Here is a 26,393-nt window from a genome sequence, read left to right on the forward strand (position 1 = left end):
CTTCGGAGGGCTCAGTCCGCGCGCCCGAAACCGTGCATGCGCCGCGCCCATTGATAGGCGACAACCGCGCCCTTCAGTCTGGGCAGAAGGTAGAGCGAGAGCGCCAGGCAACCAACCGCAAAAATCAGAAACAGTGTCAGAGGTTCCGGACGCCATTGCACGAAAGCCACGTGCAGCGCAGGCGCCATCAGGTGGCCAACCAGCAGAATGGTCAGATAGGCGGGCCCGTCATCGGCGCGGTGATGAAAGAACTCCTGACCACATTCGCCACACGTGTCATGCACCTTGAGGAAATTGAACAGCAGCGGCCCCTTGCCACAACGCGGACATTTGCGCCGGAACCCTCTGGCCAGCGCAGGCCAGGTCGGGCGGTCCGAGACGGGTTGGGTCGCTTCAATGGCTTGATCGGTCATGGTGCCCTCAATGCAAATCACCCGCTCTTTTGCCCTGAATCCGTGCAGCAGAAAAGAGGACGCGTTCGTCTTGCGTCCCCATGCCGCAAAAGGTGACAGGTTTAGGCATCTTAGCATGAACTTGCGGGGGCTGAAAAAACTTTGCCTGATCGGCGACGGATTCCCGATTGGCCTGCGTTTGAGTTGCATGATCGGCGGCAGGGGGCCGTCGCAAAAGAAAAGGAAGACCAAGATGAAACATGCAGGCTTTATCGGCGGAGTTGTGGTTCTGGCGACGGCAATTGCCGCAAGCGGTGCAATGGCCAAGGGGCCGGGCAAAGGCGTCGCCTTCGAGGTGCTGGATGCCGATGGCGACGGTCAGGTTACAATCGAAGAGGTACAGGCATGGCAGGAACAGCGATTCACCTCCGTTGACACCGATGGCAGCGGCACGCTGAGCCTCGAAGAGCTGCAGGCCGCAGGTCAGACACGCGCCAATGAAAAAGCGGCAAAGATGCTTGAACGTCGCGACGCCAACGGTGATGGTCAGTTGAGCCAGGACGAGATGCCGAAACGGCGCGACCCGTCCAGGATGTTCGACCGGATGGATGCCAATGATGACGGTTCCATCTCGCAGCAGGAATTTGCGGATGCGAGCCAGAAGATGGGCAAGAAACGCGGCAAGCACAAGCACGGCGACGCGCAACAGAACTGATCCGTGTGAAAGATCTGCCGGTGATATCTTCGGCCGGGCCCGGTGACGATGCAATCGTGACCGGGCTCAGCGACGATACCCTGCTTGTGATGTTCGCCAGGGGCGACAGGCAGGCGGCGGCCGAGCTGACGGATCGGCTCGGCCCCCGGACCTATGCGGTGGCGCTGCGAGTGCTGGGCAACCGGGCCGAGGCCGAGGATGTGGCGCAGGAGGCGATGATCCGGCTCTGGCGTATGGCCCCGGACTGGCAGCAGGGGCAGGCCAAAGTCTCGACCTGGCTCTATCGGGTGACGCTGAACCTGTGCCTCGACATCAAGCGGCGCAAGAAGCCGCTGAATATCGACGCGGTGCCGGAACCCGAAGACAGCGCGCCGGGCCCGGCGGACCGGCTGCAGGATGCGGCCCGCCATGACGCCTTGCAGGGCGCGCTGATGCAACTGCCTGACCGGCAGCGCGAGGCGGTGGTGTTGCGCCACATAGAAGAGCTGTCAAACCCCGAGATCGCGGGGATCATGGACATCAGCGTCGAGGCGGTCGAAAGTCTGACCGCCCGGGGCAAAAGAGCACTTGCCAAGGCCTTGGCCGACCGGCGTGCGGAATTGGGATATGGCGATGACTAAGACTGACAAGGATCTGGAAGCACTGTTCGCCGCAGCGCGCAGCACGCGGGACGAGATGCCTGAGGGTTTGGCCGCGCGGATGATGGCGGATGCCGACCGCTTTCGGCAGGACCAAATGACACCGGTCGCGCCGGTCCGGCGACGCCGGGGTCTCTGGGATCAGCTTCAGTCCCTGCTTGGCGGCTGGGCCGGGATGGGTGGGCTTGTTGCGGCAAGTGCTGCCGGGGTCTGGATCGGTCTGGCCCCGCCGGAATTCCTGCCGGACCCTGCCGGGCTGGTGTTCCAGCAGGAAGAGGATCTGGAGCTGTTCCAGAGCTTTGCCTTCAATGATGTCGCGCTGGAGGAGGGTTAAATGGCAGAAACCGTTTACAGAACCCGGACCTGGGTCAAACTGCTGCTGGGGGTCTCGCTGGCGCTGAACTTGGCGGTTGCGGGGCTGGCTGTGGGGGCGATGCTGCGCTTTGGCGGGGATGATCACAAACGGCCAATGCCCAAAACGGTGGGCTCCATGCTTTACCGGGCCTTGCCCGATGACGACCGCAAGTCTCTACGCAACCAGACGCGCGATATTCACAAAGCTAGGCGCGGCGCCAAAGAGAGTGATCTTAAGGCGGTGATTGCCGTGCTGGATGCCGACCCCTTTGATCCACAGGCGTTGCAGGATGTGATCCGTGAACAGGCCAAGGCCCGCAGCGCGGTGTTCATGGCGATGCAGACCGCCTGGATCGAGCAGGTGCTGAGCATGGATGACGCGGAACGGCAGGCCTATGCCGACCGGCTGGAAGAGCTGGCGCAGCGCAAACGCCACAAGGGCGGCAAGAACTAACATCAGGCAGCCTGCTGCAGCATGTAGCAGTTTCGACCGGCATGTTTGGCGTCATAAAGCGCCTTGTCGGCCTGCGCGATCAGGTGTTCGATGTCGCTCTGACCCGATGCCGCGCTTTCCGGCTCGCCGACCACGACACCGATGCTGGCCGTGACATGGATGGGGGCGGTGCCTGCCCCCAGTTTGAAGGGCTGCCCGTTGATTTCCCGGCACAGGCGCGCTGCCACCCGGTCCGCGTCTTCGCGCGGCGTGTTGGGCAGCGCGACCATAAACTCTTCGCCACCGATCCGGGCGATCAGGTCCTGCGCGCGCAGGTTGCCGCGCAGGCGGCGCGCGGTTTCGATCAGCACCGCATCCCCCGCCGCATGCCCATAGGTGTCGTTGACCGACTTGAAGTGATCGAGATCGACCATCATCACCGCAAACCCCGCATCCGGTGTCTTGGGCCCGCGCAATAGCCGGCCCAGGGCGGGCAGCGCATAGCGCCGGTTGTAGAGCCCGGTCATCGAATCGCGCGTTGCTGCCCTCAGCCCTGCTTGCACGCTGTCGCGATAGCGGTCGGCACGGGCCTTGCGCCGCAAGAGCGTTTCGAGCCGCAGGGCAACCTCGCGGGGGCAGAACCCTGCCATCAACACGTCATCGGCTCCCAGATCAAGGGCTGTTGCGGCCCGTTGCGTGCTGGGCAGTTTGGGCACCGCGATCACGGCGGCGTTGCGGGTCAGCCCGCGGGCGCGCAGATCGGCCAGCAGGCGCAGGCCCGCCGCGCCTTCGGACAGCTCCACGATCAGCGCATCTGGCGCTCCCTGACCGGGCAGGCCGTGCAGCCCGTTGCAGGTGACCAGATCCAGCCGGTGGCCCACCTGCTCGCGCAGTTGCGTGCGCCAAACCGCGCCGGTTCCGCAGCTCTGCGCAATCACCGCAACTGAGGCGGCTCTCTCTGCCGGGGCAAAGGGGCTGGGCGCCTCGTCAAAACCCACCGCCTGCGAGGCGGATTGACGCTGCAACTCGCCCAGATTGCCATGGATGCGGATCAGGCTGCGGATACGCGCCAGCAGGATCACGTCATTGCAGGGCTGGCACAGCACGTCGTGAATCCCCGCCGCCAGCGCCCGCAGCTTGGCGCCACGATCGTTTTGGCGCGCGATTGCGATCATCGGGATATTGGCCGTCGCGGTTTCGGCCTGCAGCATCCGATGCAACTCCAGCGCGTCGCCATCGGGCAGGTCCATCGCCGAGATGATCAGATCGGGATGGGTGCGGTGGATCAGTGCCATCACCCCGTCAAGGGTTGCGGCCTGCACCACATGATACCAGGCGGCCGACAGCTGAACCTTCAGCATGATCCGGTTGGTGGACACGCCGTCCAGTATCAAAATTGTTCCCTGCATCGAAACATCCCATCGACAACTGCTTTTCATTCCTTCCGATATGTTTAAGAAACTGGTTAAGAATCCCTTTCCGCAGCCGCAAAGACCCGAGGTTTCATGTCCTTTTCCGCCCCTGCCGCTGAAACGCTGGCCCTGCGCGCGCTGGCCTGGCTGGTTGGAAATGATGAATTGCTGCCGGTCTTTCTGGGCTCGACGGGTGCGGATGAGGCGCAGCTGCGTGAAAATGCCGGTGACCCGGACTTTCTGCTTTCGGTGCTGGATTTCCTGATGATGGACGATGCCTGGATCGTCGCGTTTTGCGACGCCTGCGCCGTTCCGTATGATCAACCGATGCAGGCCCGTGCCGCCCTTGCGGGCGAGGCCGGAATGCACTGGACCTGAGTGCCAAACCAAACGGAGTTTTTCATGCAGATCGACGCCATCCTGTTCGACAAGGACGGAACCCTGTTCGACTTTGCTGCCACCTGGGAGGCATTCGCGCGCGCCCTCATGATCAAACTGGCAGAGGGTGACCTTGTCCGCGCGGCGCAACTGGGCGAGGTGGTCGGCTTTGACCTGCACGCTGGTCGCTATCATCCCGACAGTATCGTGATCGCCGGAACGCCTGCCGAGATTGTCGAGGTCCTCGCGCCATGGGTGCCCGGCATGACCAAACCCGCCCTTATCGACATGCTGAACCACGAGGCATCGCAGGCCCCACAGGCCGAGGCGGTGCCGCTGGGCCCATTTCTGGACCACCTGCGCGGCCATGGTCTGAAGCTGGGCGTCGCCACCAATGACGCCGAGGCTCCCGCGCGCGTGCATCTGGGCGGGGCCGGGGTGCAGGACAGGTTCGATTTCATCGCCGGGTCCGACAGCGGCCACGGGGCCAAGCCCGGACCCGGTCAGTTGCTGGCTTTTGCCGCCCATGTTGATGTCGCACCCGAGCGTGTCGCCATGGTGGGCGACAGCACCCATGACCTGTTGGCCGGTCGTGCTGCCGGGATGCGAACCGTGGCTGTGCTGACCGGCATGGCCCCTGCGGATCAGCTTGCGCCTCATGCCGATGTGGTTCTGGAGCATATCGGCGAGATACCGGGCTGGCTGGGGCTCTAGGCCATTCAAACGCGCAAATCCGCCCGTAGAGGATTGAAAAGCGACCTATCAGGTCGCGGACAGAGCGGCGGTGCGCAGCGCATCTGAGGCTTCCTTGCAGGCAGCGAGGGGAGATGTGCCATGAACCAGAGCGCCACACGCAGAAAACGAGGCGGCGGGCGCGCCGGTGCCGCCGCAAGGCGGGGATCGGCGGTCATCGATCAGATGTCCTGGCGCATCCCCGTCAATATCGACCACCCCATCGAACCGCTGAATCCCGAGGGCGTGCAGGCCATCCACGAAGGTGCGATGCGCATCCTTGAAGAGATCGGCATCGCGTTCCTCAATGAAGAGGCGCTGGGCATCCTGCGCGAGGCCGGATGCTCGGTCGAGGGCGAAGTGGTGCGGATGGGCCGCGATTTCGTCATGGAGATGATCGGCAAAGCCCCCAGCCAGTTCACGCTCACCCCGCGCAACCTCGACCGGCAATTGACGGTTGGGGGCAATGCCATGCTGTTCGGCAATGTGTCATCGCCGCCGAATTACTGGGACATGGAGATCGGCAAGAAGGTCTCGGGCAATCGGGAACAATGCCGGAATCTGCTGAAACTGACGCAGTATTTCAATTGCATCCACTTTGCGGGCGGCTATCCAGTGGAACCGGTCGATATCCATGCCTCGGTGCGGCATCTGGATGTGCTCTATGACAAGCTGACGCTCAGCGACAAGGTGATGCACGCCTATTCGCTGGGCAAGGAACGCGTCGAGGACGTGATGGAGATGGTGCGCATCGCGGGTGGGCTGAGCCACGAGGAATTCGAGGCCTCACCCCGCATGTATACCAACATCAACTCGACCTCGCCGCTGAAACACGACCACCCGATGATCGATGGCTGTCTGCGGCTGGCGCGGCGCGGGCAGGCGATTGTGGTGACTCCCTTCACGCTGGCAGGCGCGATGGCGCCGGTGACCATGGCGGGCGCGGTGGCGCAATCTCTGGCCGAGTCGCTCTGCGCGATCGCGTTGTTCCAATATGTCCGGCCGGGAGTTCCCTGTGTTATCGGGACCTTCACGTCAAATGTTGACATGAAATCGGGTGCGCCAGCCTTTGGTACGCCGGAATATATGCGCTCGACCCAGATGACCGGACAGATGGCGCGTTTTTATGGCTTGCCGATGCGTTCATCGGGGGTTTGCGCGGCAAATGTGCCCGATGGTCAGGCGATGTGGGAAACCTCGAATTCGCTCTGGGCGGCGGTGCAGTCGGGGACCAACATGGTCTACCATGCTGCCGGATGGCTGGAGGGCGGGCTGATCGCCAGCCCCGAGAAATTCATCATGGATTGCGAGATTTTACAGCATATTCAGCGGTATATGGAGCCTTCTGTAACTGCGACGACGCCCCAGGACATCGCGCTGGAGGCGATCAGCGAGGTCGGCAATGACGGCCATTTCTTTGGCATCCAGCATACGCAGGACCGCTACAGCACGGCGTTCTATCAGCCTTATCTGAGCGACTGGCGCAATTTCGAAGCCTGGGAAGAGGCGGGCGCGGTCTGGACGGCGGAACGGGCGCATCACATGTTCAAGGAAATCGTCGGCGCGTTCGAGGCCCCGCCAATGGATGCAGGCATCCAAGACGAGTTGGCGGATTTCGTGGCGCGCCGAAAGGCCGAAGGCGGTGCGCCCACCGATTTCTGACCTGAATATTTTCCATTCACCCTGTCGCGTTGGCAATTTCTTAATCCTTTCGGCGCGACACTGTGTCGACGCAGATTAGGGTGAGGCCATGCATGGGCTGATAAACAGGGCGATCCAGTCTTTCGTATGCCACAATTACGGTCGTGAATGCTGGCTCCGGGTGACCGAAGCCGCCGAGCTTGGGTTCGTCGAATTCGAACCGATGCTGATTTATGAAAACGAGATGACCGACAGGGTGTTGGTCGAAATTGTGCGCGATCTTGGCCGCAACCGACGCGATCTGCTGGAAGATCTGGGGACTTATCTGGTTTCGAACCTCAATACCGAATCCCTGCGGCGGCTGTTGCGGTTCGGAGGGGTGACCTATGTGGAATTTCTGCACTCGCTGGATGATCTGCCTGATCGGGCCCGCATGGCGGTGTCCGACCTGACCTTGCCCGCGCTGGAATTGCGGGAATACGCCCTTGGCCATTATACGCTGACCTGCCAGCCGGGGTTGCCGGGCTACGCCGATGTCATGACCGGTGTGTTGCGAGCCATGGCGGATGATTACGGTGCGCTGGCGATTCTCGACCACAAGGGTGCCACCGGGAGCGCTGAAATCATCGAGATCACCCTGATCGAAAGCTCCTTCGCCGAAGGGCGCAGTTTCGAATTGGGGGCGCGTGCGGGATGACGGAAGAAGAGTTCGCAGACGTGCTGGACCGACTATGTCCCATGCATCTGATGCTGAGTGCCACAGGGCATGTGGTCGAAGCCGGAGGCACGCTCTGCAAGCTGCGCCCGGATCGCAGCGTCGTGGGCGGGCGGTTTCTGGACCTGTTCGAGGTTTTGCGCCCCCGCCGCGTCATGTCGATGGAAGAGTTGCTGGACGTGCCGGACGGGCGGCTGCACCTGCGCTTTCGCGACAGCCCACAAACCTCGTTCAAGGCGAGCCTTGCACCCTTTGGGGACGGGGCGGTGGTGAACATGTCCTTTGGTATCTCGCTGTTGGATGGGGTGGGTCAATACGGGCTCAGCGCCGCCGATTTCGCGCATACCGATCTAGCGATCGAACTGCTCTACCTGATCGAGGCCAAATCCGCCGCGATGGAGGCATCGCGCAATCTCAATGTCCGGCTTCAGGGCGCCAAGATCGCAGCCGAGGAACAGGCCTTCACCGATACGCTCACCGGATTGAAGAATCGCCGCGCGCTGGACCTGATTCTGCAGCGTTATCTGGCCGCGTCGGTGCCCTTTGCGCTGATGCATGTGGATCTGGATTATTTCAAGGCCGTGAACGATACGCTGGGCCATGCGGCGGGCGACCATGTGCTGCAGGAGGTGGCGCGCATCATGGTGGATGTGACCCGCAGCGACGATACCGTGGCACGGGTCGGAGGGGATGAGTTCGTGATCGTCTTTCCCAAGCTGCGCGTCCGCAAACAACTGGACGCGATCGCAAAGCGGCTGATCGAACGTCTGGAAACCCCGATCGGCTATAATGGCGAAGAATGCCGCATCTCTGGCAGCATGGGCACCGTGCTGTCCGATCAGCAGGCCGGGGTCGAAGCGGGCGAGCTGCTGCATGCGGCCGATCTTGCGCTTTATGCCGCCAAACATGGGGGTCGCGCCGGGCATCGCTTCTTTGACCCGTCCATGACCGCGCCGCCTGCCATCACCAGCACCGATTCGAGGGGCCGGATGAACTGAGCCTGCGCGAAGCCGCCGCCGGACCGGCGGAAACCCACGACCCCACGGTTACGTGCAAAGACGGGGGCTTGCGGCCCGCAAAGCCTGCGTCATAAACTCGCCCAAAGTGGTTTGGAGGCGGACCCGATCTGACAAAGGACGGACGCCTGGGTGATTATGCGGTTTCTCGTTGCGGCTTTCGCAGTAGTGCTTGTCGCCCTGATCGGTGCCTCTGCCGCGTTGCTTTTGCAATCCTGTGGCGTGCGCCTGCCGTTCACGGATCGCGTCATTTCATTCTGCGAAGACCCCGAGGCCGAGCGCCTGCGCGCCGATCTGGCCCGAAGCGATGTCACCAATGCTGATCTGGTGGCGCGGGTGAACGAGTTGGAAAGCGAGCTGGCGCTTTATCACTGCAAGGCTGATCCGCCGCCGCCCCCTCCGCCGCCGCCACCCCCTCCGCCACCGCCGCCGCCGGAACCTCAGACCCCCAGCGGGTTGGACCCGGACGCGTTCGACGATGATGATATCTCGGTGATGGAAGGCTGTTGGGAACTCTCGTCGGATTACGCGGTGCGTGAGATCAACACCGGCAAGATCGAACGGTTCCGCTATTGGCGCATCTGTTTCGACCGCAATGGCAATGGTACGCAGGTGATGCGCTCGACCGGGGGTATTCGCTGCGAGGGGCGCCTGTCGGGGCAGTTGCCGGGCAATGGCCGCCTGACCATGCGCGAGCCGGGCAACCTGCAATGCGACAATGGCTCGTCGATTTTCCGCCGCGATATCAATTGCAGTATCGACAATCGCGGCAACGCCAATTGCGACACGTATCAACCGGAAACCAACGGCCGCAGTTCTGCGACACTGCGGCGGGCGCGGAGGTAACCTCATGGCCAATCAGTTCCTGTCCAAGATCCGCGTGGCCCCGGATGACTTCGTGCGCGCCGCTGATGCGCCGGTGCTGGAGCGACATGCCGACTTGCAAGCGCTGCTGTCGGAACGGGCCGGGCCCGAAGTGGCGGCTTTGTTCGCCGAGCCGCTGATCAGCCGCGGCAATGACGAGGCCGCCCCAACCGTGGCCTGGTATGCGGACGCGGCCGGCGAGGCGCAGCCGCTCAGCCGGTTGAGCCCTGCCGAGCAGGACCGAATCTCGGCCTATCTGTCCGATCACCTGCGCCCCTTGCGGACCCTGGCTGAAGATCCGGCGCAGAGCGATCTGGCCTGGGGTGCGCTGACCACCTATGGGGCGGACGATGTGATGGTGGCGGATGGCCGCCCCTTCATCGTGAACTGGGGTCTGATGCCGGACGGGCGCGGGGCCAGCGCAGCAGCGCGGCCTGCACATTTCGAGGCTACGCTGGGCCGCTTCATGCGCCAGCCCACCGCCGCCGCGAAGCCCTCCGTTGCGCCTGCGGTTGCCGCAGCGCCGGTTCCCGCACCGCCCCCGATCGACGAGCCCGAACCTCGCGCGCGCCTGTCGCTGCTTGCCTGGGTGCCGCTGCTGGTGCTGCTGCTGATCGCCGCGGCGGTGCTGTTCTGGCTCTTGCAGCCGGGCACGCGGCTCTTGCCGGAAGAGCCGCCGCGCATCACCGAGGCCGGGACGCTTGATGCGCAAAACGCGCTCAACGCCAGCCTGCGGGAACGCATCGCCTCGTTGGAAACCGCGTTGGACGGAGCGGTCTGCCGCGCTGACGGCGTGCTGATCCTGCCCGGTGGCCTGACGCCCGAAGGGTTGCTGCCACCCGCCGAGGGCACCGCATTCCCCGAACAGGCCGCCGCCGCGCCTGACGCGCTGCTGCCCAACAAGGCTGATCGCGTTCTGGTGCCGAACCCGGAGGCGCCGGACCAGCCCGACGATCTGGTCACCCATCTCGACAACCGCACGGTGCTGGTGCTGGCCGAAGGGCCATCCGGCGTCGCGGCAGGGTCGGGTTTTTCCATCGGCAATGGCCATATCCTGACCAACCAGCATGTCATCGACCTGGGCCCCGAAACCCGCGTCGTGGTGATCGGCAAGGCCTTGCCCGAGCCTCTGGCGGCCGATGTGCTCAAAGCCTCCGGCCCGCTGGCCGAGACCGGGGATGATTTTGCACTTTTGCAGGTCGAGGCGAATGATCTGCCCGGTTTCACCCTGCATCAACCGCCCGGATCGCTGCGCCTGAGCAATGTGATTGCAGCAGGGTTTCCCGGTGACGTTCTGGAACTGGACCTTGATTTCGCCGGTCTGATGCGTGGCGATGCCGGTGCGGTGCCTGCGCTGACGGTGACCGATGGCATCGTGAATACCGAACAGCAATTGGCGCCGGATACCAATGTGCTGATGCATTCCGCGCCGCTCAGCACCGGAAATTCCGGCGGTCCGCTGGTGGATATGTGCGGGCGGGTCGTGGGGATCAACAGTTTCGTGCGCAAAGGGCCACTGCAAAATCGCAGCTATGCGCTGGCGATGTCAGATGTGCTGGAATTCCTGCAGGGTACACCCGCCCAGCCGGTCCTGACCGAGGAGGCCTGCGCGCCGCAGGTCCGCCCGCAAGTCGCCCAATCGGTCCCGGCAGAGGAGTGATGTCGGGTGTTTGAGGCGCTGCTCACAACCACCACCTCGGAAGGGTTGCAACCGCTGGGCACGGCGGCGCAGCGCTCCTACGAGCTGGTAACCGGGGCGCTGCGGCAACGGCTGGGGGCTGACTATGCCAATCTTCTGGCCGAACCGGTCAGCACGCCCCATGGCGACCGCATCGACTGGCACGCGCCGATGGCCGGGCGACCCATGCGCCTGTCTGATCTCGCGCCCGAGGAACAGGACGTGCTCAAGGCTCGGCTGGGCGAGATGATCTCCGCGATTCTGGCCGAGGCGGAGACACTGGATGCGGGACCGGGCTCGGACGATCACCGTTTGGGCGAGGCGCTGCGCAACGCGGTCGAGATCCCCTCCGAAGACATGATCCACGTGGTCCGCAGCGCTGATGGCGATCACCCGGTGCTGGTGCATTGGGCCTGGGTCAGTGGCGAACGCATGGCGGTGCGCGGCGTGCTGACCAAGATGGTGCCACGCGCGCAGCCGCTGAGTGCGGTGCAATCCGGCCCGGTGGCCAGTGTCTGGACCAGCCCGGTCTGGTGGTGGCTGATCCTGCTGGGCTGGCTATTGCTGGCGGCGCTTTTGGGGCTGATCCTCTATCTGATGATCCATCCCTGCGGGCTGAGCCCGTTTGGCCCCGATCATTGCCATGAAGACACGGCGGAACTGTCGGCGGCCTATTCCGAATATCAGGTGCTGAACGACCGCGTCGCGCGCCTGCAACATGAGATCGCGCTGACCGACCGCGCCTGCAAGCCGGTGGTGCCAATTGCTCCTGCCGAGGCAGCGCCCGCAGAACCACTCGCGCCGCAGCCCGAGAAAGAAGGCGGGCTGTTGCCTGATCTCATCCAGAAAATCAAGCGCTTGGCAGGGCTGGAGGATGCGTCCTACACTGTGCCCGAAGCGCCGAACTGAGGCCCGAATTGAGAGACGTGAATGCAAAGCAGTGAACATCTGGCCCGGTTGGTCGATTGGCGCGACGAGGTGACGCTTGTGCCCTATTCGGGCGTGCAGATCCTCGATTTCGGATTCCGGCTGGATCAGGTGGAGGTCAAGAACGCTCGTTTCATCGAACGCCAGGTCGGTGGCGATGACGCCAACGAGGAATGGGCGCTGATGCCGCTCACCGGTGATGCCGAAACCGATGAGGCGATCGAGGATGCCGCTCGTGACGATGACGATCCCTATTCGGTGCGTCCTGTCGCCGCTTTGGAGCCGTTCCTGTCGAAATGGGTGCCGGTTCCGGTGCTGCGCATCAAGACGGATCGCGGCCCTGGTGGCGAAGAACGCTTCGATCCCGGCCCCTCAACTTGGGCGCGGATGCGGGTGGTGGAACTGGACAGTCCCGAGGGCGAAGACGGCAATACCCATCGCGTGCAACTGGCCATCGACACCGCGCTGATCGAGGCCGCGCAGGCGGATCGCTATCTGGCACCCGAGCGCGCGGATGCCGAAAAATCGCGTGAATTCCGTTTTGTCTCCGATCCCGCCCATATGGATTGGTTCCTGCGCCGACTGGACAGCGACGGCGACGGGCAGGCGCTTGATCTGCAGAAATGGGTGTCCGACTGGCTGGAGGAGGCCTTCATCGCCTTCAAGCGCGCTGAACGGCCCGGCAGGCGGATTACCTCTGACACGCTGCCGCACAAATTCGAACATTGGGCGCGTTACCTGGCCTATCTGCGGTTGGTCAATCACGCGGTTTGCGTGCCGCGTCTGCGGCTGGCCAATACCGTCTCAACGCGTGATGGGCTGACGCCGGTGGATGTGGAACTGGTGCTGGACGTGGGCAATTCACGCACCTGCGGTATCCTGATCGAACGGTTCCCCGGTGAGACACGATTGGATCTGGCGCGATCCTACCCGCTGGAAATCCGTGATCTGTCGCAGCCGGAGCGGACCTATTCCGGCCTTTTTGAAAGCCGAGTGGAGTTTTCCGAGTTCCGCATGGGCGACGAACGCTTCGCCAGCCGGTCCGGGCGGCGCAACGCCTTCATCTGGCCCAGCTTTGTGCGCACTGGACCCGAGGCGTTGCGACTTGTCGCAGGTGAGGAGGGGACCGAGACCGCCTCGGGGCTGTCCAGCCCCAAACGCTACCTCTGGGATGACACGCCTTTGCAGCAGGACTGGCGGTTCCATCACCATTCCGATCCCAACAACCTGCCGAAATCGCTGCGGGCTGGGATGCGGTTTCTGAACGAAAATGGCGATGTGCTGGAACAGATCGCTGCGGATGAGAAGGCGCGATTGCGCCCGCGTGGCAAATCGCAGACCAACCCGGCGATCCGGCCGCGGTTTGCGCGCGCCTCGCTCTTTGGGTTCATGCTGGCCGAGATCATCGCGCATGCGCTGATCCAGGTGAACGCGCCAGCCAGCCGGGCGCGGCGGGCGCAATCGGAACTGCCGCGCCGCCTTGACCGGATCATCCTGACCCTGCCGACTGCAACGACGGCGCAGGAACAGGCGATTATCCGGTCCAAGGCCAAGGGCGCGCTGGCGCTGGTCTGGTCGCTGATGGGTCTCAGCACAGGCGAAAGCGCGATCTCGCAACCGCCTGAACTGATCGTGGAATGGGATGAGGCCAGCTGCACCCAGCTTGTCTATCTCTATTCCGAACTCACCCAGAAATTCGATGGTCGCATCGACCGGTTTCTGGAACTCAAGGGCCGCCTGCGGGCGCGGTCCGACGGGGCCGATCCGACGCCCTCGCTGCGTCTGGCTTCCATCGACATTGGCGGCGGCACCACCGATCTGATGGTCACCACCTATTGGGGCGAGGCGGGGCGCGTGCTGCATCCGCGCCAGACCTTCCGCGAGGGGTTTCGGGTTGCGGGTGACGAGTTGTTGCAGCGGGTCATCGCCTCGATCATCCTGCCGGGGCTGCAATCGGCAATCGAGGAGGGAGGCGGGCGCTATGCCGCCGAGAAGATCCGCGAGCTTTTTGCAGGCGACACCGGCGGCCTCGATCAGCAGAGCATCCAGAAACGGCGGCAATTTGCACTGCGGGTGCTGATGCCGCTGGCGGTAGCGATTCTGGAGGCCTGCGAGACCGCCGATGAGTTTGCCCCGCTTGATCTGACGATTGCCGATATCCTGCCGCTGTCGGATGGTGGTGATGCCAGCCTGCCGGATGTGCTGACCGACTATATCGAACAGCCCGCCCGCACACTCGGCGCCGAGACGTTCCATCTGCGCGATGTCGTCCTGTCCTTCAGCCGGGATGAGGTGGATGCCATCGCGCGCGAGGTGTTGCAAAAGGCGCTGGGCAACATGGGCGAGGTGATCGCGCATCTGGGTGTTGATGTCGTGCTGATCACCGGGCGTCCTTCGCGCCTGCCAGCGGTGCGGGCGATCCTGCAGGAGATGATGGTGGTGCCGCCGCACCGGCTGATCCCGATGCACAGCTACAAGACCGGGCGCTGGTACCCGTTCCGCGATCCGGTGACCCAGCGCATCGGCGATCCCAAATCGACCGTGGCGGTGGGGGGTATGCTGATTGCGCTGAGTGAGGCGCGGATACCTAACTTCAAAGTGATGACCGGTGCGTTCCGCATGCAGTCTACAGCACGCTATATCGGCGAGATGGATACTTCGGGCCAAATCCTGACGGACCGCATTCTGTTTTCTGATGTCGACCTAGACGACCGAAAGTCGGCCAGCGATCTGGAAGCCAGCGTGAAGATGTATACCCCCATCCATCTGGGCGCGCGGCAATTGCCGCTGGAACGTTGGACCACCACGCCGCTCTATCGGCTGGATTTCGCGACCCAGTCGGCGCAGGGCCGGGCGCCCTTGAATGTCACGTTTGAGCGCACAGAGTTTGACGGGGACAGCGACGTGGAAACCTCTGACACCGTGTTGCGCCGCGAAGCCATGCGTGAGGCCTTCTCGGTCACCGAGGTCGAGGATGCCGAGGGCGACAGCATGAAGCCCGGCGAAGTGCAACTACGCCTGCATACGCTGGGGTTCGAGGATGAATATTGGATCGATACCGGACTTTTCCGGCTGTAGGTTGAAAAGATGAGTAAAGAGGCACAGGAACAGCTTGCACAGGAATGCGCCCGCATCGCCTCGGTCTGCGGTGAGGCGCTGACCTGGGTGCAGGACCCCGGCAATGGCGATCTGCTGGGGGCCGAGGCGCGCTCGCTGATCCGCCTGATGCGGCAATCGGCGCGGCGTTCGCGGCGGCTCAGCCGGTCGGCCCGGACCCGCATGTCGGTCAGCGTGTTTGGCCCCAGCCAGGCGGGCAAGTCCTTTCTGGTTTCGGTACTGGCGCGGCCCGAGAATGGGCGTCTGGTGGCGGATTTCGACGGGCCGGACGGGCAGCTGGATTACATCCGCCAGATCAACCCCGAGGGCGAGGGTGAAAGCACCGGTCTGGTGACGCGCTTCACCATGGAACGTGCGCCGAGCCCGGCAGGCTTTCCGATCCGGCTGAACCTGCTGTCTGAAGCGGATATCGCCCGCACCTTAATCAACTCTTTCTTTATGGATGGCGACCGCTCGGAACCGGTGCCGGAACCGGGCGACATTGCTGCCCATCTGGACCAGTTCAAAACGCGCGCCGGGGCGGCGCAGCCGGGGCTCGACGAAGATGATGTGCATGAGATCGCCGAATATATCGACAGCCATTTCGGGCGCGAGGCTTATGCTGCCGCTCTGCGCCCGCTCTGGGAAGAGGCGGCGCAGATTCTGCCGGGCCTGTCGCGCGGGGATCGCGCTCAGTTCCTGTCGCTGCTCTGGGGTGGGCACGCGCCGTTTTCCGATCTCTACCTGACACTTGCCGATGCGCTTGCGCAGCTTGATCATGCAGGACATGTCTTTGCCGGGCTGGATGCGCTGGTGCCGCGCGAAAGCTCGATCATCGACGTCAAGACACTGAGCGGGGCGGCGGATGACACACCGTTGACCTTGACCACTGAGCAGGGGCGGCAGGCAACGCTGCCGCGCTCGGTCATCTGCGGGCTGGCCGCGGAACTGGTGCTGCCGATGCGCGATCTGCCCTCGCAGATGTTTGCTGATACCGACCTGCTGGACTTTCCTGGCGCGCGCAACCGGTTCGAGCAGGACCTGTCGAAAGCCTTTGAGAGCCCGGACAAACTGCTGCCCGAACTGCTCTTGCGCGGCAAGGTGGCCTATCTCTTCGACCGTTACGTCGAGGATCAGGAAATCACCTCAATGCTGCTCTGCATCCCCGACAGCAATATGGAGACGGTGGACCTGCCCGGTCTGGTGCAGAACTGGATCACCAAGACCCATGGCCCGACGCCCGAGGCCCGGCGCGCCGCCGATTGCGTGTTGTTCATGGTGCTGACCAAGTTTGACAAGCACCTGTCCGACAGTGCCGCCGAGGGTGGGGATGAGACCCGGTTCGACCGGCGGATGCAGGCGTCACTGCTGGAAAAATTCGGCAAGGGCAGCGATCCGTGGGTCAATGAATGGCAGCCGGGCCAGAGCTTTGACAACTGCTTCTGGCTGCGCAATCCCAACTATTACGTCGATGGGCTGATCGACTACGACGAGGACCGTCGCGAGCTGCGCCTGCGCCCCGAGAAAGAGGCGCGACTGGCTGAGTTGCGCGCGGGCTGCGTGCAGGCCCCGGCGGTGCGGCGGCATTTCGCATCCCCCGAGGCGGCCTGGGACGCGGCGCTGGCGCTGAATGATGGCGGGGTGAGCTACCTCGCGCAACATATTGAAAAAGTGTGCAAACCCGATAGCAAGTTGATGCAGATCAGTGCACAGTTGCAGCAGGTCATAGACGAACTTGAGCGCGCCATGGCGCCGTTCCATGTCTCCGATGATGTGGAAAAGCGCATCGCCGAGAAACAGGAATCAGCCGCGCGTGTCATCGACGATCTGGAGCAGGTGCTCGCCCGGCATCGCTTTGGCGCGCTGGTGTCGGCCCTGATGGTCGATCAGGAAGAGATCGAGGGCCGGATCAGCCGGGTGCCCAGTTCGATCCGCATCACCAATGCGGTGAATGCGGCGGAAGGCGGCAGTGCCGGGTTGCAACGTCCCGGCCGCCCGGCGCAGCGCTCGGAAGAGGCGGGTGATGGCATCCGCACCATGACGCTGGAACAGTTTCAGGCGGAAACCGCGATGGAGGCCTGGATCGAAGGCATGAAAGCCCTGCGCAGCGATGCGATGCGGCTGCGGGCCTATGGGATCGGCGAGGGAACGTCAGGCGATCTGGTTGCTGAACTGATCCAGGCGGCGCGCCGCACCGATTTGAGTGATCGCACGGCGGATATGCTGCGCGAGGTGAATTTTGGCCTCACGGTCGAAAAACAGGCGCAACCGGCCTCGATTCTGGGGGCCGAGGCGATCAATGGCTTTGTCTCGAACCTGGGCATGCAGGATGTGGCCGAGGCCGACCGGCCCCAGGTGCAGAATAGCGACGGTAGCGCGCGCGCGATCTTTGTGACGCCCGCACCATCAGACAGCGCTGATGATCTGCCGCAGCAGCCGCGCCCGACGGCGCAGAGCTTCTGGACCGATTGGGTCTTTGGGCTGGATGCGATGTTTGTCGCCAATGCCAAGGACGGTCTGAGCGGGCAGGTCGATGTGGATCAGAACTTGGCGCTGGGCCGCATTCTCGGTGCGTTGAACGGGCAGGGCGGATGAGGATCAAAGTCCACCCGGACCCCCAGCACCCCTCGGGCGGGTATGCCTTTCTGGAACTGCCCGGCGGGTCGATGCCGGACCGCGTGACCACGGCCGTGCAGGACGCCTATTCCGGGCGATGGCTGCATCCGGATGCGGGCGCAACGGACGAGCCGAACTGGCAGCCCCAGATGCAGGAGCTGGGTCCGTTTGACATTTTCCGCCATGAGGGGGCCGACTGGCTGCGGCTGGGACCCGAGGTGGTGAACCGGCTGGAGGAATACACTGCGATTCAGTTCCAGATCGACGGCAAATCCTACGAGGCGATCTGGCCAGACACGATCGCGCCGCGCACAGAAAAAGCGGTGCCGGGCGCGTTGCGGGTCACCACCCGCGCGCAGCCGGTCAAAGAGCCGGTCGAGGTGAAGTTGCCTCCGGAACCTGTTGAACAGGAAGTGGAAATTGTTGAGCCGGAGCGAGAGACGGCACCGCCAAAGCGACGCGGCTATGCGCTTTGGCTGGTTGCGTTGTTGTTGCTTTGCGCGGCGGGTGCAGCGGCGTGGTACATGCTGTCCGAAGAGACTGCCTCGACCACCCCGGACAGCCTGACGCCGGTTGCCGAGACCAGCGGCTCGCCCTGTGCCTTGCCCGCGCTTCAGGCGCTGGGCGGGTTTGATGCACAGATCGCGGCGGTGCGCGACTGCGGTTCGGATGTGTCGCCGGATGCAGCGCTGACCCTGATCGAGGCTGCCGCCAAACAGGGCAACCCGCAGGCGCTGACGTTGTTCGGAACGCTCTATGACGGTGACGAACTGGCCCCGCGGATCGAGAACCTGACCGGGCTCACCTTTGCCGACGACCCGGCGCAGGCGGCGGAATATTACGCTGGCGCGGTGGCCGCGGGCTCGGATGAGGCTCAGGCGCGCCTTGATGTGACCTGCGCGCGGCTTGATGGGTCTTCGCTGACGCTGGAAAAGGGGGCATTTGATGATTTCTGCCGTTAAATCCGCCGCTGTTGCCCTTGGCCTTGCGATGATGGTGACGACCCCGTCCGGTGCCGTGGCCGCAGACCGACCCTTGCTGGCCGAGGGGCGAAAGACCGTCTATCAGCGGGTTCTGACCCGTCCGGGCGCGCTGCAATTCTCGGAACCAGATGGTGGCGTCATCCGCCAATATCCCGCGTTTCAGCCGCTCTATGTCTATGCGACCCAGCCCGGATGGTATCAGGTCGGATCGTCAATCTCGAAAGGCCCCGAAGGCTGGCTGCGCGCCGATCAGGCGGTGGAGTGGAAGCAGAATATCGTCGCCGCCTTCACCAATGCCGCCGGGCGGCAACGCCAAGTGATGTTTGACAGCGAAGAGGCGCTGCGCGAGCTGATGGAAAGCGAGGCGCTGCAGGCCGAACAGGCCGAGATTCTGGATGAGGTCGCCAAGGACTCCCTTGCCCCCGAACGTGGCGTGGTAGCGGCGGAGCCCGAGGAATATATCAACATCGTCGAACGGCTCTACCTGATGCCGATCCTCGATTTCACGCAGGACCTGCACCCGCTGAATTACGAGGATAACCTGCTGATGCAGGTCGCCTCGGTGCCACTGCGCGAAGATGGCGCGCAGGCGGGCATGATTGCCGACAATTTTGATGCGGGCATCGTCTTTGTCCTCGATACCACCAGCTCCATGGACCCCTATATCCAGCGCACGCAGGCGGCGGTGGAAAAGATCATCGGCGATATTCAGGGCACCGAGGTTGGCTCACGCGTGCATTTCGGTGTTGTGGCCTTTCGCGACAATGAGGCCGCGGCCCCCGGTCTTGAATATCGCACCAGAACGCTGCTGCCGCTGGAACGGCGCGCGGATCAGGGGCAGGTGGTCTCGACCATCCGCGCGGCGGCCAATGTGGCCCGCGCCAACTCGCCCGGCTTTAACGAGGACAGCTTGGCCGGGGTCGAGGATGCGCTGGAAGGCACCGACTGGTCTGGCGGTGACGGCGATCCGTTTGATGCGCGGATCGTGGTGCTGATCACCGATGCCGGACCCAAGGATGCCCGCGACCCCGACGCCCGTTCCGAGATCGGGCCTGCCGAGTTGCAGCGGGTGGCGCAGGACAAGGGCGTTGCGGTGATGACGCTGCATTTGCAGACCCCGGCCGGGGGTGCGGCGCAACACGCCTATGCCGAAAACCAGTACCGCCAGCTGTCGCGCTTCAATGACGAGACCTTTTACTACGGAATCGCCGACGGCTCCGAGGCGGCGTTTGAGCAGGAGGTGACGCAGCTTGTCACCGCGCTGACCGATGTGATCCGCGTGGCGCGCGATGAGAAGCCGCTGCTCAGCCCGGATGAGGCGGGCAAGGTGGCCAATCTGGGGCTGGCGATGCAACTGGCCTATCTGGGTCGGCTGACGGACCGGCAGGCCCCTGATGTGATCGAAGGCTGGGTGTCGGAAAAGGCGGTCGAAGACCCGACGCGACTGGCCATCGAACCCCGGCTGCTGGTCACCAAGAACGAGATGGCGACCATGGCCGATCTGCTGGAACAGTTGCTGGAACTGGGCGAGCAGAGCCGCAATGCCGAGGATGCAGATACGTTCTTTGCGCAGGTGCGTGATGTGGTGGCGCGGATGGCGCGCAACCCGGACCGGCTGGTGAACACCGACGCGGAAACCCTTGGCGGGGCTTTGGAATTTCTCGAAGACCTGCCTTATGAAAGCCAGCTGATGCTGACCACGCCCGCGCGATGGCAGCAAAGCGCGATGATCCGGCGGCAGATTCTGGACGGCATGCGACAAAAGCTGACGCAATACCGCAAATGGCTGCTCGACCCGGCGGTCTGGACCGCGCTTTCCGATGATGCACCGGATGGTGAACATGTCTTTGCCATGCCGTTTGATGTTCTGCCATGACGGCGCAGGGCGGGCTGACGGTTCGCAATGGTGCCATCGAGGTCGCGGATGTCGACCGCGTGTTCCGGGTCGAGATCGACGCGCTTGATTTGCCGCCCGGCGGGGTGATTGCCCTGTCCGGGGCCAGCGGGTCCGGCAAGACGTTGATCCTTGAGGTTTTGGGCCTGCTGCGCCCCCCTGCGAGCGGCACGCTTTATGCGGCAGCGGGCAATGATCTGGCCGCGCTCTGGTCGCACGGGGCGGCTGGGGATGAGTTGGCGCATATGCGGGCGACATTGTTTGGATTCGTTCCGCAAACCGGCGGGTTGCTGCCCTTTCTGGATGTTGCCGACAATATTGCCTTGCCGCAACGGATCTGCGACCGGCCCGATGCCGCTTGGTGCACCGAACTGATGGAACGGCTGGGCCTCGTCGAGCTGCGCGGGCTGATGCCGGACGCGCTGTCCATCGGTCAACGCCAGCGGGTCACCATCGCCCGTGCGCTGGCCCACCGCCCGGCCTTCGTGATCGCGGATGAGCCGACCGCTGCGCTGGATGCCCAAAGCGCCGATCAGGTGATGGCGCTGTTGCTGGAAGTGGCCCGCGATACCGGTGCGGGGTTGCTGCTGTCCTCGCATGATAGCGAGCGGGTCGCGCGCTTCGAGATCGAGATGCAGCGGCTCGCTCCGCTCGGGGACAAGCCTTGCACCACACGGTTGGAGGCCGCCCCATGCTGATCACCTGGCTGGCCCTCAAGGATCTCTGGCGCGAGCGGTTCTACCTGTTCTGCAATTGCGCCCTGCTGGTGGGAATTTTGGTGCCGCTTCTGGTGCTGTTTGGGGTCAAGAACGGCGTCTATTCTGCCCTGATCGGCGAGATGATGGAAAACCCAGCATACCTGCAGATCGACACGGCGGGCAATGTGACGCTTAGCGAAGACGATCTCGCGCCGCTGCGGGGCTGGACCGAGATCGCCTTCATGACCCCCAAGGTCCGCACCCAGTTCGACTACATGAATGTCCGCCAGAGCAATGGTCGGCGTATCCGGCAGGCGGTTATCGTGCCCTCGGGTACGGGTGATCCGACGCTGCCGAATGGGGTGCGGCTCGACAACAGCAACGTCGCCGTCAGCGCGCTGCTGGCGCGGCAGTTGGAGCTTGCGCCCGGTGCCTCCGTTCAACTGATCAGCCAGGCCGAGGGGCGGCCGCGGCAGCTGGTGTTGGATATGCGGGTCGGTCTGGTGCTGGAGGACCGCGCGCTCGGCGGTCGCGCGGTTCTGGTCCCGTTCGAGACGCTGGACCTGATCGAGGCCTTTTATGATGCTTATGCCTTGCCCGATCACGGGATCGAGGCGGGCAAGGATATCGCTGCGCGGGTCCCGGCCTATTCTGGCGCGCGAATCTATGCCCGCGACCTTGAGGCGCTGCCGGGGCTTCAGACCCGGATCGAGGATCAGCTTGGTGTGACCACCCATGCCCGCACCGCCGATGTCACCTCGCTTTTGGAACTGGGGCGCAATCTGACGCTCGCGCTGAGCCTGACAGCGGCGATTGCGACACTGGGGCTTGCCGCCGCGCTGACGCTCAGCTTCTGGTCCGAGGTGGCGCGCAAGCGGCGGGTGCTGGCCAGCCTAGCGATGCTGGGGCTGACACGCCGCCAATTGGCGCTGTTTCCGGTAGTGCAGGCGCTGGTGGCGGCGGCGCTTGGCCTGCTGCTGTCCTTCCTGCTATATGGGATCGCTGGCCGCATGGCGCAGCATTGGTTTGGGCAGGGATTGCCGGGCGGTCGCAGCCTGTCGGTGATCTCGATGGGGCAGGCCGTGATGATCTCGCTTGCGGTATTTATCGTGGTGGCGCTTGCCGCCGCAATCGCCGCCTGGCGCGCGCAGCAATCAGATCCGGCGCTGGTCCTGCGGGAGGTCTCATGATCAGGCGCATTCTGGCAGTGACCCTGCTTGCCGCAACACCGGCCCTGGCGCAGGCCACGCCGCAGACCGCTCCCGAGACAGACGGGTGGCAGATTGAACTTTATGACCCCGGCGCGGATGAGGCGCCGGCTGATCTGCTTTTGCCGATGCCCTGCGGTGGGTCGATGGCGTTTCAGAAGGTGGTGGTGCCGCTGGATGCGGCTGATCCGCTTGCTGACCGGCGGCTGCGGCTGGGGCAATCTTCTGAGCGGGCGGGGTATTCCGATTATCTGCGCACGGCATTCCTGCGGGGGCCGTTCAGCGATGACCCTTCCAGTACGCATTACTACATCTCGCGCTATGAGTTGACGCAGGGCCAGTTTCGCGCCCTGCAAGGTGATTGCGGCGAGCGGACGCGCGCCGACCGGATCGCGCGGGGCGGGTTCAGCTGGTTTGACGCGGTAACGCTGGCTCAAAACTATACCGCGTGGCTCTATCGGAACGCACCTGACGCGCTGCCCCGAAGCGGTGATGCGCCCGGCTTCCTGCGTCTGCCGACCGAGGCCGAATGGGAATATGCGACGCGTGGTGGAGCCAAGGCGGACCCCAGCGCCTTTTCCGATCCGCGTTATTTTACCGATGGCGACCCGCGCGAGCATGCCTTCTATCAGGGTGGTGGCGCGCGCGGGCGGCTAGGGCCGGTGGGGCTGCGACAACCAAACCCGCTTGGGCTTTACGATGTCTACGGCAATGCCGAGGAACTGATGCTGGAACCCTACCGCATGAACGCGGCCGGTCGTGCCCATGGTCAGGTGGGCGGTGTGGTGACGCGCGGCGGCTCGGTCCTGTCATCCGAGGGCGATCTCTATTCGGCGCAGCGGACCGAGTATCCGCCGCATGACACCCGCACGGGGCGGCCCTTGCGGGGCGAAACATTTGGTCTGCGTCTGGTGATCGGCGCGCATGTCTCGACATCTCAGGCCCGGCTGGGCGAGATCGAGGACAGCTGGCGTGCGCTGGCCGCAGAGGGTGGGGATGCGCAGGGTGATCCCGATCGCACCCTGTCCGACCTGATCCGGGCAGAGCCGGATACGAGGCGCCAGCAGGAACTGGATGCCCTGCAGCTTGAGCTGCGCCAGAACCGCGACCGGATTCAGACCGCACTGGACCAGTCGGCGCGCGCCGCACTGCTCTCGGGCGCGGTGTTTGTCGAGGCTTTGCGCGACAGCGCCGCCCAGATTGACGCCAAGGCCGCCAGCATTCGGATGCTAGTCGAACTGCAGCGCACCGGCGGTGGCAGCGGGTTGATGGAGCGGCAATTGCGCGGCCACGTGGACGAGATCGAGCAGATGCGGCGGCAGCGTCAGTTCTATCTGCTGTCCTATCAGACCGCGCTGGACACTTTGGCGACGGATTATGCGCCGGAAGAAACAGAGCGGCTGCGCGGGGTGCTGAAGGAGGATCTGACACAGGCCGGACAGACCCGTCTGGCGGAAGCACTGGACAGATTCTCTCAAGATCTGGGCATTTATGCGCAGACACCCGATATGAGCGAACAGGCCCTGATGAACCTCGCGCTGCAGTGAAACAATCGGCCCAGTCTGTCACGATCCGTAACCCAAGTTCACTTTTAGGGGCATATGGGCAGCGGAAAGGCGCTGAAACTTGACAAGTGAGTGCTGGTTTGGTGGGCTGTGTGGGTCTGTTCATTTAGTCTCGACACGAAATCTGTCGATCCGGGTTCTCTTTGTTATGGACCCGCAGCTTCAACGAGGTTGTTGAAATGTATACCAAACATATCTGCATGGCGGTGCTGGCCTCCAGCGTCGCACTGATTCCCGCAAAAGAGGCCCCCGCGGACGAGGCGGCGGCTCTGATTGGTGGTGCGCTTCTGGGGGGCATCATCGTCAACGAGGTTCATAAGAACAAGCAACGCCAAAGGGCAGCCACCCAGCGCCAGCGCTCCAGCGCGCCCAGATATTCGGGCATCTCTTCGGCGCAGCGTCAGCAAAACCGCGATGTGCAAGCCGCCCTGAACTATTTCGGCTATAATGTCGGGGCCGTTGATGGCTCGTTGGGCCGCAACAGCCGCGCCGGTATTTCGCGCTATCAGGCCGATATGGGCTATCCGATTGACGGCTATCTCAATGATTACGAGCGCAGCTTCCTGCTGAACTCGCAACAGCGCGCGCTGGCCAGCTCGCATGTGGCGCCCTATAACCAGATCCTTGCGACGCAGGGACGCGGCGGTCTGCTGCGCACCTATCGCAATGAGCAACTGGGTATCCAGACCCCGCAGGTACAGCCTGCAACGGCTCCGGCTCCGGTTGCGCCAGCCCCGACGCCAGCTCCAACCCCTGCGCCTGCTCCGGCCCCGACACCGGTCAAGACCGATGATGCGGAACTGCCGGACTTCACCTTTGGCCAGACCGCGCGCTCGCCCAACGAGCATTGCAACGAGGTCAATGTGCTGACTGCGGCTAATGGCGGCCTGACGCAATCCGGTCAGGTGACCGATGCGGAATTTGCGCTGAACGAACAGTTCTGCGTGGCCCGGACCCAGGCCATGGCGCAAAGCTCGCGGCTTGAGGCAACGATCCCGAACATGACCAGCGCCCAGATTCAGGCACAGTGTGATGGTCTGGCACAGGCGGTTGCGCCGCAGATCAAAGGGATCGACAGGGAACCGCCCGCGCGGGTGATCGCCAAGACCAAGACCTTCCTGGAAGGCTCGGGTCGCTCGATGGACCAGCTGCAATCAGCGGGCGAGGTCTGCCTTGGTATCGGCTACCGGACCGATGAACCCAAGCTGGCTCTGGCCTCTGCCGTGTTGCTGACCGCAACGGGCGAGCTTGGCTATGGTGAGCTGGTCAGCCACCAGCTGCGCGAGGGGTTCGGCGTTGCCAAACCCACGGGCCAGCAAGCGGCCGAATGGATGAAACTGGCGGTGAGTGCGGCGCAGAATGGCAATGCGGTTCTGGGGCAGAACCCGGATCGGCTGGCGATTCTGAGTGCCGCGAGCAATGGCGCTGGGACCGGAACGGCGGGGCTGCCGATCTTCCCGACCACCGAAAACTGACCGCCGCAAGGCACATAGAAAAAGAAAACGCCCGTCCGTTCTACGCGGATGGGCGTTCCTTTTGTCCCTCGGTCAGACCTTGCGATCCGGATGTCAAACCCGGCCTGTCCTATTTATGGCTTCTTAGTTCGGCTATTCGGGGCGCTCGGTCAATGCGCGGCGGCAGTCGGGTTTTTGGGTGTGGCGGGAATGCCTCAGATCAGCCCGCGTTGGCGAGCTGCGCCATCAATTGTTTGGCGATCCGGACCTTTATGGGCGGCAACTCGCCAAGGACCGGCAGCAGCAGGCCTTGAAACCCGACCGCCTCCAGTGCTTGCGGCACGTCCTCGTTGGCGTGGCCACCCTGACAGGCGAAGAAGGGCAGGCAGATTGACTGCGCTCCGACCCCGCGCGCCGCATCTTCGATTGAGGGCGGCTCTTCGACAAAACCGGTGCGAATCTCAGGTCCACCGATCTGGTTCTGCAATGCCTCGGCAAAGGCGGCGGCAACAGCGGACGGGTTGCGGCTGCGCCCGGAGCCATGCGCGGCAAGCACAATCGTGGTGTCCTGTGCAGCCCATCCGCGTTGCGCCATGGCCTCTGTCAGCGCCTGCGCGGCGAGGCGCGGTAGTTCCGGGTCAACGCCCAGCGGGTCGAGAATACGCAGCTCCTGTGAGCCCAGCCTGCGCGGCAGCACATCGGTCACGAACCACCCCCGCGCCATGAAAAGCGGATAGACCGGCGCATGATCCGGTAACGTTTGCAGGGCTGCGTCCAACTCTCCGGGCGCGGCCAGCGTGGCGCTCGCCAGCGACAGGCCCGGCGCGTGGCTTTCCACATCGCGCGCGAAAGCGGCCAGCGCTGCCGAGGCCGGTTCTGGGTCGGAGGGTTGTCCGTGGGCGACGATCAGGGCATCGGGCATGGCGTATCCTATTGCGGCTAAGACCATAAATGTCGCGGCAACGGGCGAAGTCAATCCAACCC

23 protein-coding genes are annotated in these 26,393 nt (G+C 63.7%); 20 read left to right on the top strand and 3 right to left on the bottom strand.

Translation table 11 applies throughout. The features are described 5' to 3' along the window. Positions 1 to 11: 11 nt before the first annotated feature. Positions 12 to 413: a DUF983 domain-containing protein gene (locus AB1E34_RS05880; protein WP_372571403.1), complete on the bottom strand. Its 402-nt coding sequence runs from the start codon at positions 411 to 413 to the stop codon at positions 12 to 14. A gap of 232 nt (positions 414 to 645) precedes the next feature. Between AB1E34_RS05880 and AB1E34_RS05885 the strand changes: the two genes are divergently transcribed. The 4 genes from AB1E34_RS05885 to AB1E34_RS05900 are packed head-to-tail and all read left to right on the top strand — an operon-like array spanning position 646 to position 2,553. Next, entirely contained in the window at positions 646 to 1,107 is a 462-nt protein-coding gene (locus AB1E34_RS05885; RefSeq protein WP_372571404.1) for an EF-hand domain-containing protein, read from the top strand. Between the two features lie 14 nt (positions 1,108 to 1,121). Then, positions 1,122 to 1,727: an RNA polymerase sigma factor gene (locus tag AB1E34_RS05890; protein ID WP_372571438.1), complete on the top strand. Its 606-nt coding sequence runs from the start codon at positions 1,122 to 1,124 to the stop codon at positions 1,725 to 1,727. Beyond that, positions 1,720 to 2,079: a hypothetical protein gene (locus AB1E34_RS05895; protein WP_372571405.1), complete on the top strand. Its 360-nt coding sequence runs from the start codon at positions 1,720 to 1,722 to the stop codon at positions 2,077 to 2,079. The genes AB1E34_RS05890 and AB1E34_RS05895 overlap by 8 nt, the downstream gene beginning before the upstream one ends. Continuing rightward, positions 2,080 to 2,553 (top strand): periplasmic heavy metal sensor, encoded by a 474-nt coding sequence (locus AB1E34_RS05900; RefSeq protein WP_372571406.1) that lies wholly within the window; start codon positions 2,080 to 2,082, stop codon positions 2,551 to 2,553. Positions 2,554 to 2,555: 2 nt separating this feature from the next. On the opposite strand, the gene AB1E34_RS05905 is transcribed toward AB1E34_RS05900, so the two are convergent. Beyond that, positions 2,556 to 3,941, bottom strand: a complete 1,386-nt coding sequence (locus AB1E34_RS05905) for a diguanylate cyclase (RefSeq protein ID WP_372571407.1) — start codon at positions 3,939 to 3,941, stop codon at positions 2,556 to 2,558. Positions 3,942 to 4,037: 96 nt separating this feature from the next. Between AB1E34_RS05905 and AB1E34_RS05910 the strand changes: the two genes are divergently transcribed. The 16 genes from AB1E34_RS05910 (at position 4,038) to AB1E34_RS05985 (ending at position 25,430) form a co-directional block, all read left to right on the top strand. Next, positions 4,038 to 4,322 (top strand): DUF3572 domain-containing protein, encoded by a 285-nt coding sequence (locus AB1E34_RS05910; protein WP_372571408.1) that lies wholly within the window; start codon positions 4,038 to 4,040, stop codon positions 4,320 to 4,322. A gap of 24 nt (positions 4,323 to 4,346) precedes the next feature. Next, positions 4,347 to 5,036, top strand: a complete 690-nt coding sequence (locus AB1E34_RS05915; RefSeq protein WP_372571409.1) for an HAD family hydrolase — start codon at positions 4,347 to 4,349, stop codon at positions 5,034 to 5,036. Between the two features lie 120 nt (positions 5,037 to 5,156). Next, complete coding sequence (locus tag AB1E34_RS05920; protein ID WP_372571410.1) at positions 5,157 to 6,716, top strand: trimethylamine methyltransferase family protein; 1,560 nt, start codon at positions 5,157 to 5,159, stop codon at positions 6,714 to 6,716. A gap of 88 nt (positions 6,717 to 6,804) precedes the next feature. Continuing rightward, positions 6,805 to 7,392, top strand: a complete 588-nt coding sequence (locus AB1E34_RS05925) for a heme NO-binding domain-containing protein (protein WP_372571411.1) — start codon at positions 6,805 to 6,807, stop codon at positions 7,390 to 7,392. Continuing rightward, positions 7,389 to 8,408 (top strand): diguanylate cyclase domain-containing protein, encoded by a 1,020-nt coding sequence (locus AB1E34_RS05930; protein ID WP_372571412.1) that lies wholly within the window; start codon positions 7,389 to 7,391, stop codon positions 8,406 to 8,408. The genes AB1E34_RS05925 and AB1E34_RS05930 overlap by 4 nt, the downstream gene beginning before the upstream one ends. Positions 8,409 to 8,564: 156 nt before the next feature. Continuing rightward, complete coding sequence (locus AB1E34_RS05935; RefSeq protein ID WP_372571413.1) at positions 8,565 to 9,272, top strand: hypothetical protein; 708 nt, start codon at positions 8,565 to 8,567, stop codon at positions 9,270 to 9,272. A gap of 4 nt (positions 9,273 to 9,276) precedes the next feature. Further along, positions 9,277 to 10,950: a S1 family peptidase gene (locus tag AB1E34_RS05940; RefSeq protein WP_372571414.1), complete on the top strand. Its 1,674-nt coding sequence runs from the start codon at positions 9,277 to 9,279 to the stop codon at positions 10,948 to 10,950. Positions 10,951 to 10,956: 6 nt separating this feature from the next. Beyond that, positions 10,957 to 11,877, top strand: coding sequence for a hypothetical protein (locus AB1E34_RS05945; protein ID WP_372571415.1), 921 nt, complete (start codon positions 10,957 to 10,959; stop codon positions 11,875 to 11,877). A gap of 21 nt (positions 11,878 to 11,898) precedes the next feature. Next, a complete protein-coding gene (locus AB1E34_RS05950) occupies positions 11,899 to 14,973 on the top strand; it encodes a virulence factor SrfB (RefSeq protein ID WP_372571416.1) in 3,075 nt (1,024 codons plus the stop codon). A gap of 9 nt (positions 14,974 to 14,982) precedes the next feature. Continuing rightward, positions 14,983 to 17,586, top strand: coding sequence for a virulence factor SrfC family protein (locus AB1E34_RS05955; protein WP_372571417.1), 2,604 nt, complete (start codon positions 14,983 to 14,985; stop codon positions 17,584 to 17,586). Then, positions 17,583 to 18,569 (top strand): SEL1-like repeat protein, encoded by a 987-nt coding sequence (locus AB1E34_RS05960; RefSeq protein WP_372571418.1) that lies wholly within the window; start codon positions 17,583 to 17,585, stop codon positions 18,567 to 18,569. Before AB1E34_RS05955 ends, AB1E34_RS05960 begins: the two co-directional genes overlap by 4 nt. Beyond that, the gene (locus AB1E34_RS05965) at positions 18,553 to 20,466 is read left to right on the top strand and encodes a vWA domain-containing protein (protein WP_372571419.1); all 1,914 of its coding nucleotides are present in this window, start codon (positions 18,553 to 18,555) and stop codon (positions 20,464 to 20,466) included. The genes AB1E34_RS05960 and AB1E34_RS05965 overlap by 17 nt, the downstream gene beginning before the upstream one ends. After that, a complete protein-coding gene (locus AB1E34_RS05970; RefSeq protein WP_372571420.1) occupies positions 20,463 to 21,182 on the top strand; it encodes an ABC transporter ATP-binding protein in 720 nt (239 codons plus the stop codon). Before AB1E34_RS05965 ends, AB1E34_RS05970 begins: the two co-directional genes overlap by 4 nt. Beyond that, the gene (locus tag AB1E34_RS05975; protein ID WP_372571421.1) at positions 21,176 to 22,372 is read left to right on the top strand and encodes an FtsX-like permease family protein; all 1,197 of its coding nucleotides are present in this window, start codon (positions 21,176 to 21,178) and stop codon (positions 22,370 to 22,372) included. Before AB1E34_RS05970 ends, AB1E34_RS05975 begins: the two co-directional genes overlap by 7 nt. Beyond that, positions 22,369 to 23,937: an SUMF1/EgtB/PvdO family nonheme iron enzyme gene (locus tag AB1E34_RS05980; RefSeq protein WP_372571422.1), complete on the top strand. Its 1,569-nt coding sequence runs from the start codon at positions 22,369 to 22,371 to the stop codon at positions 23,935 to 23,937. Before AB1E34_RS05975 ends, AB1E34_RS05980 begins: the two co-directional genes overlap by 4 nt. A gap of 197 nt (positions 23,938 to 24,134) precedes the next feature. Next, positions 24,135 to 25,430 carry a peptidoglycan-binding domain-containing protein gene (locus AB1E34_RS05985; protein WP_372571423.1) on the top strand — a complete coding sequence of 432 codons (1,296 nt, stop codon included), beginning with the start codon at positions 24,135 to 24,137 and terminating at the stop codon, positions 25,428 to 25,430. A gap of 199 nt (positions 25,431 to 25,629) precedes the next feature. On the opposite strand, the gene AB1E34_RS05990 is transcribed toward AB1E34_RS05985, so the two are convergent. Then, positions 25,630 to 26,331 (bottom strand): CbiX/SirB N-terminal domain-containing protein, encoded by a 702-nt coding sequence (locus tag AB1E34_RS05990; RefSeq protein WP_372571424.1) that lies wholly within the window; start codon positions 26,329 to 26,331, stop codon positions 25,630 to 25,632. Positions 26,332 to 26,393: the final 62 nt, after the last annotated feature.

The organism is Ruegeria jejuensis (genome assembly GCF_041537905.1).
In the GTDB taxonomy this organism is placed as follows: domain Bacteria; phylum Pseudomonadota; class Alphaproteobacteria; order Rhodobacterales; family Rhodobacteraceae; genus Ruegeria_C.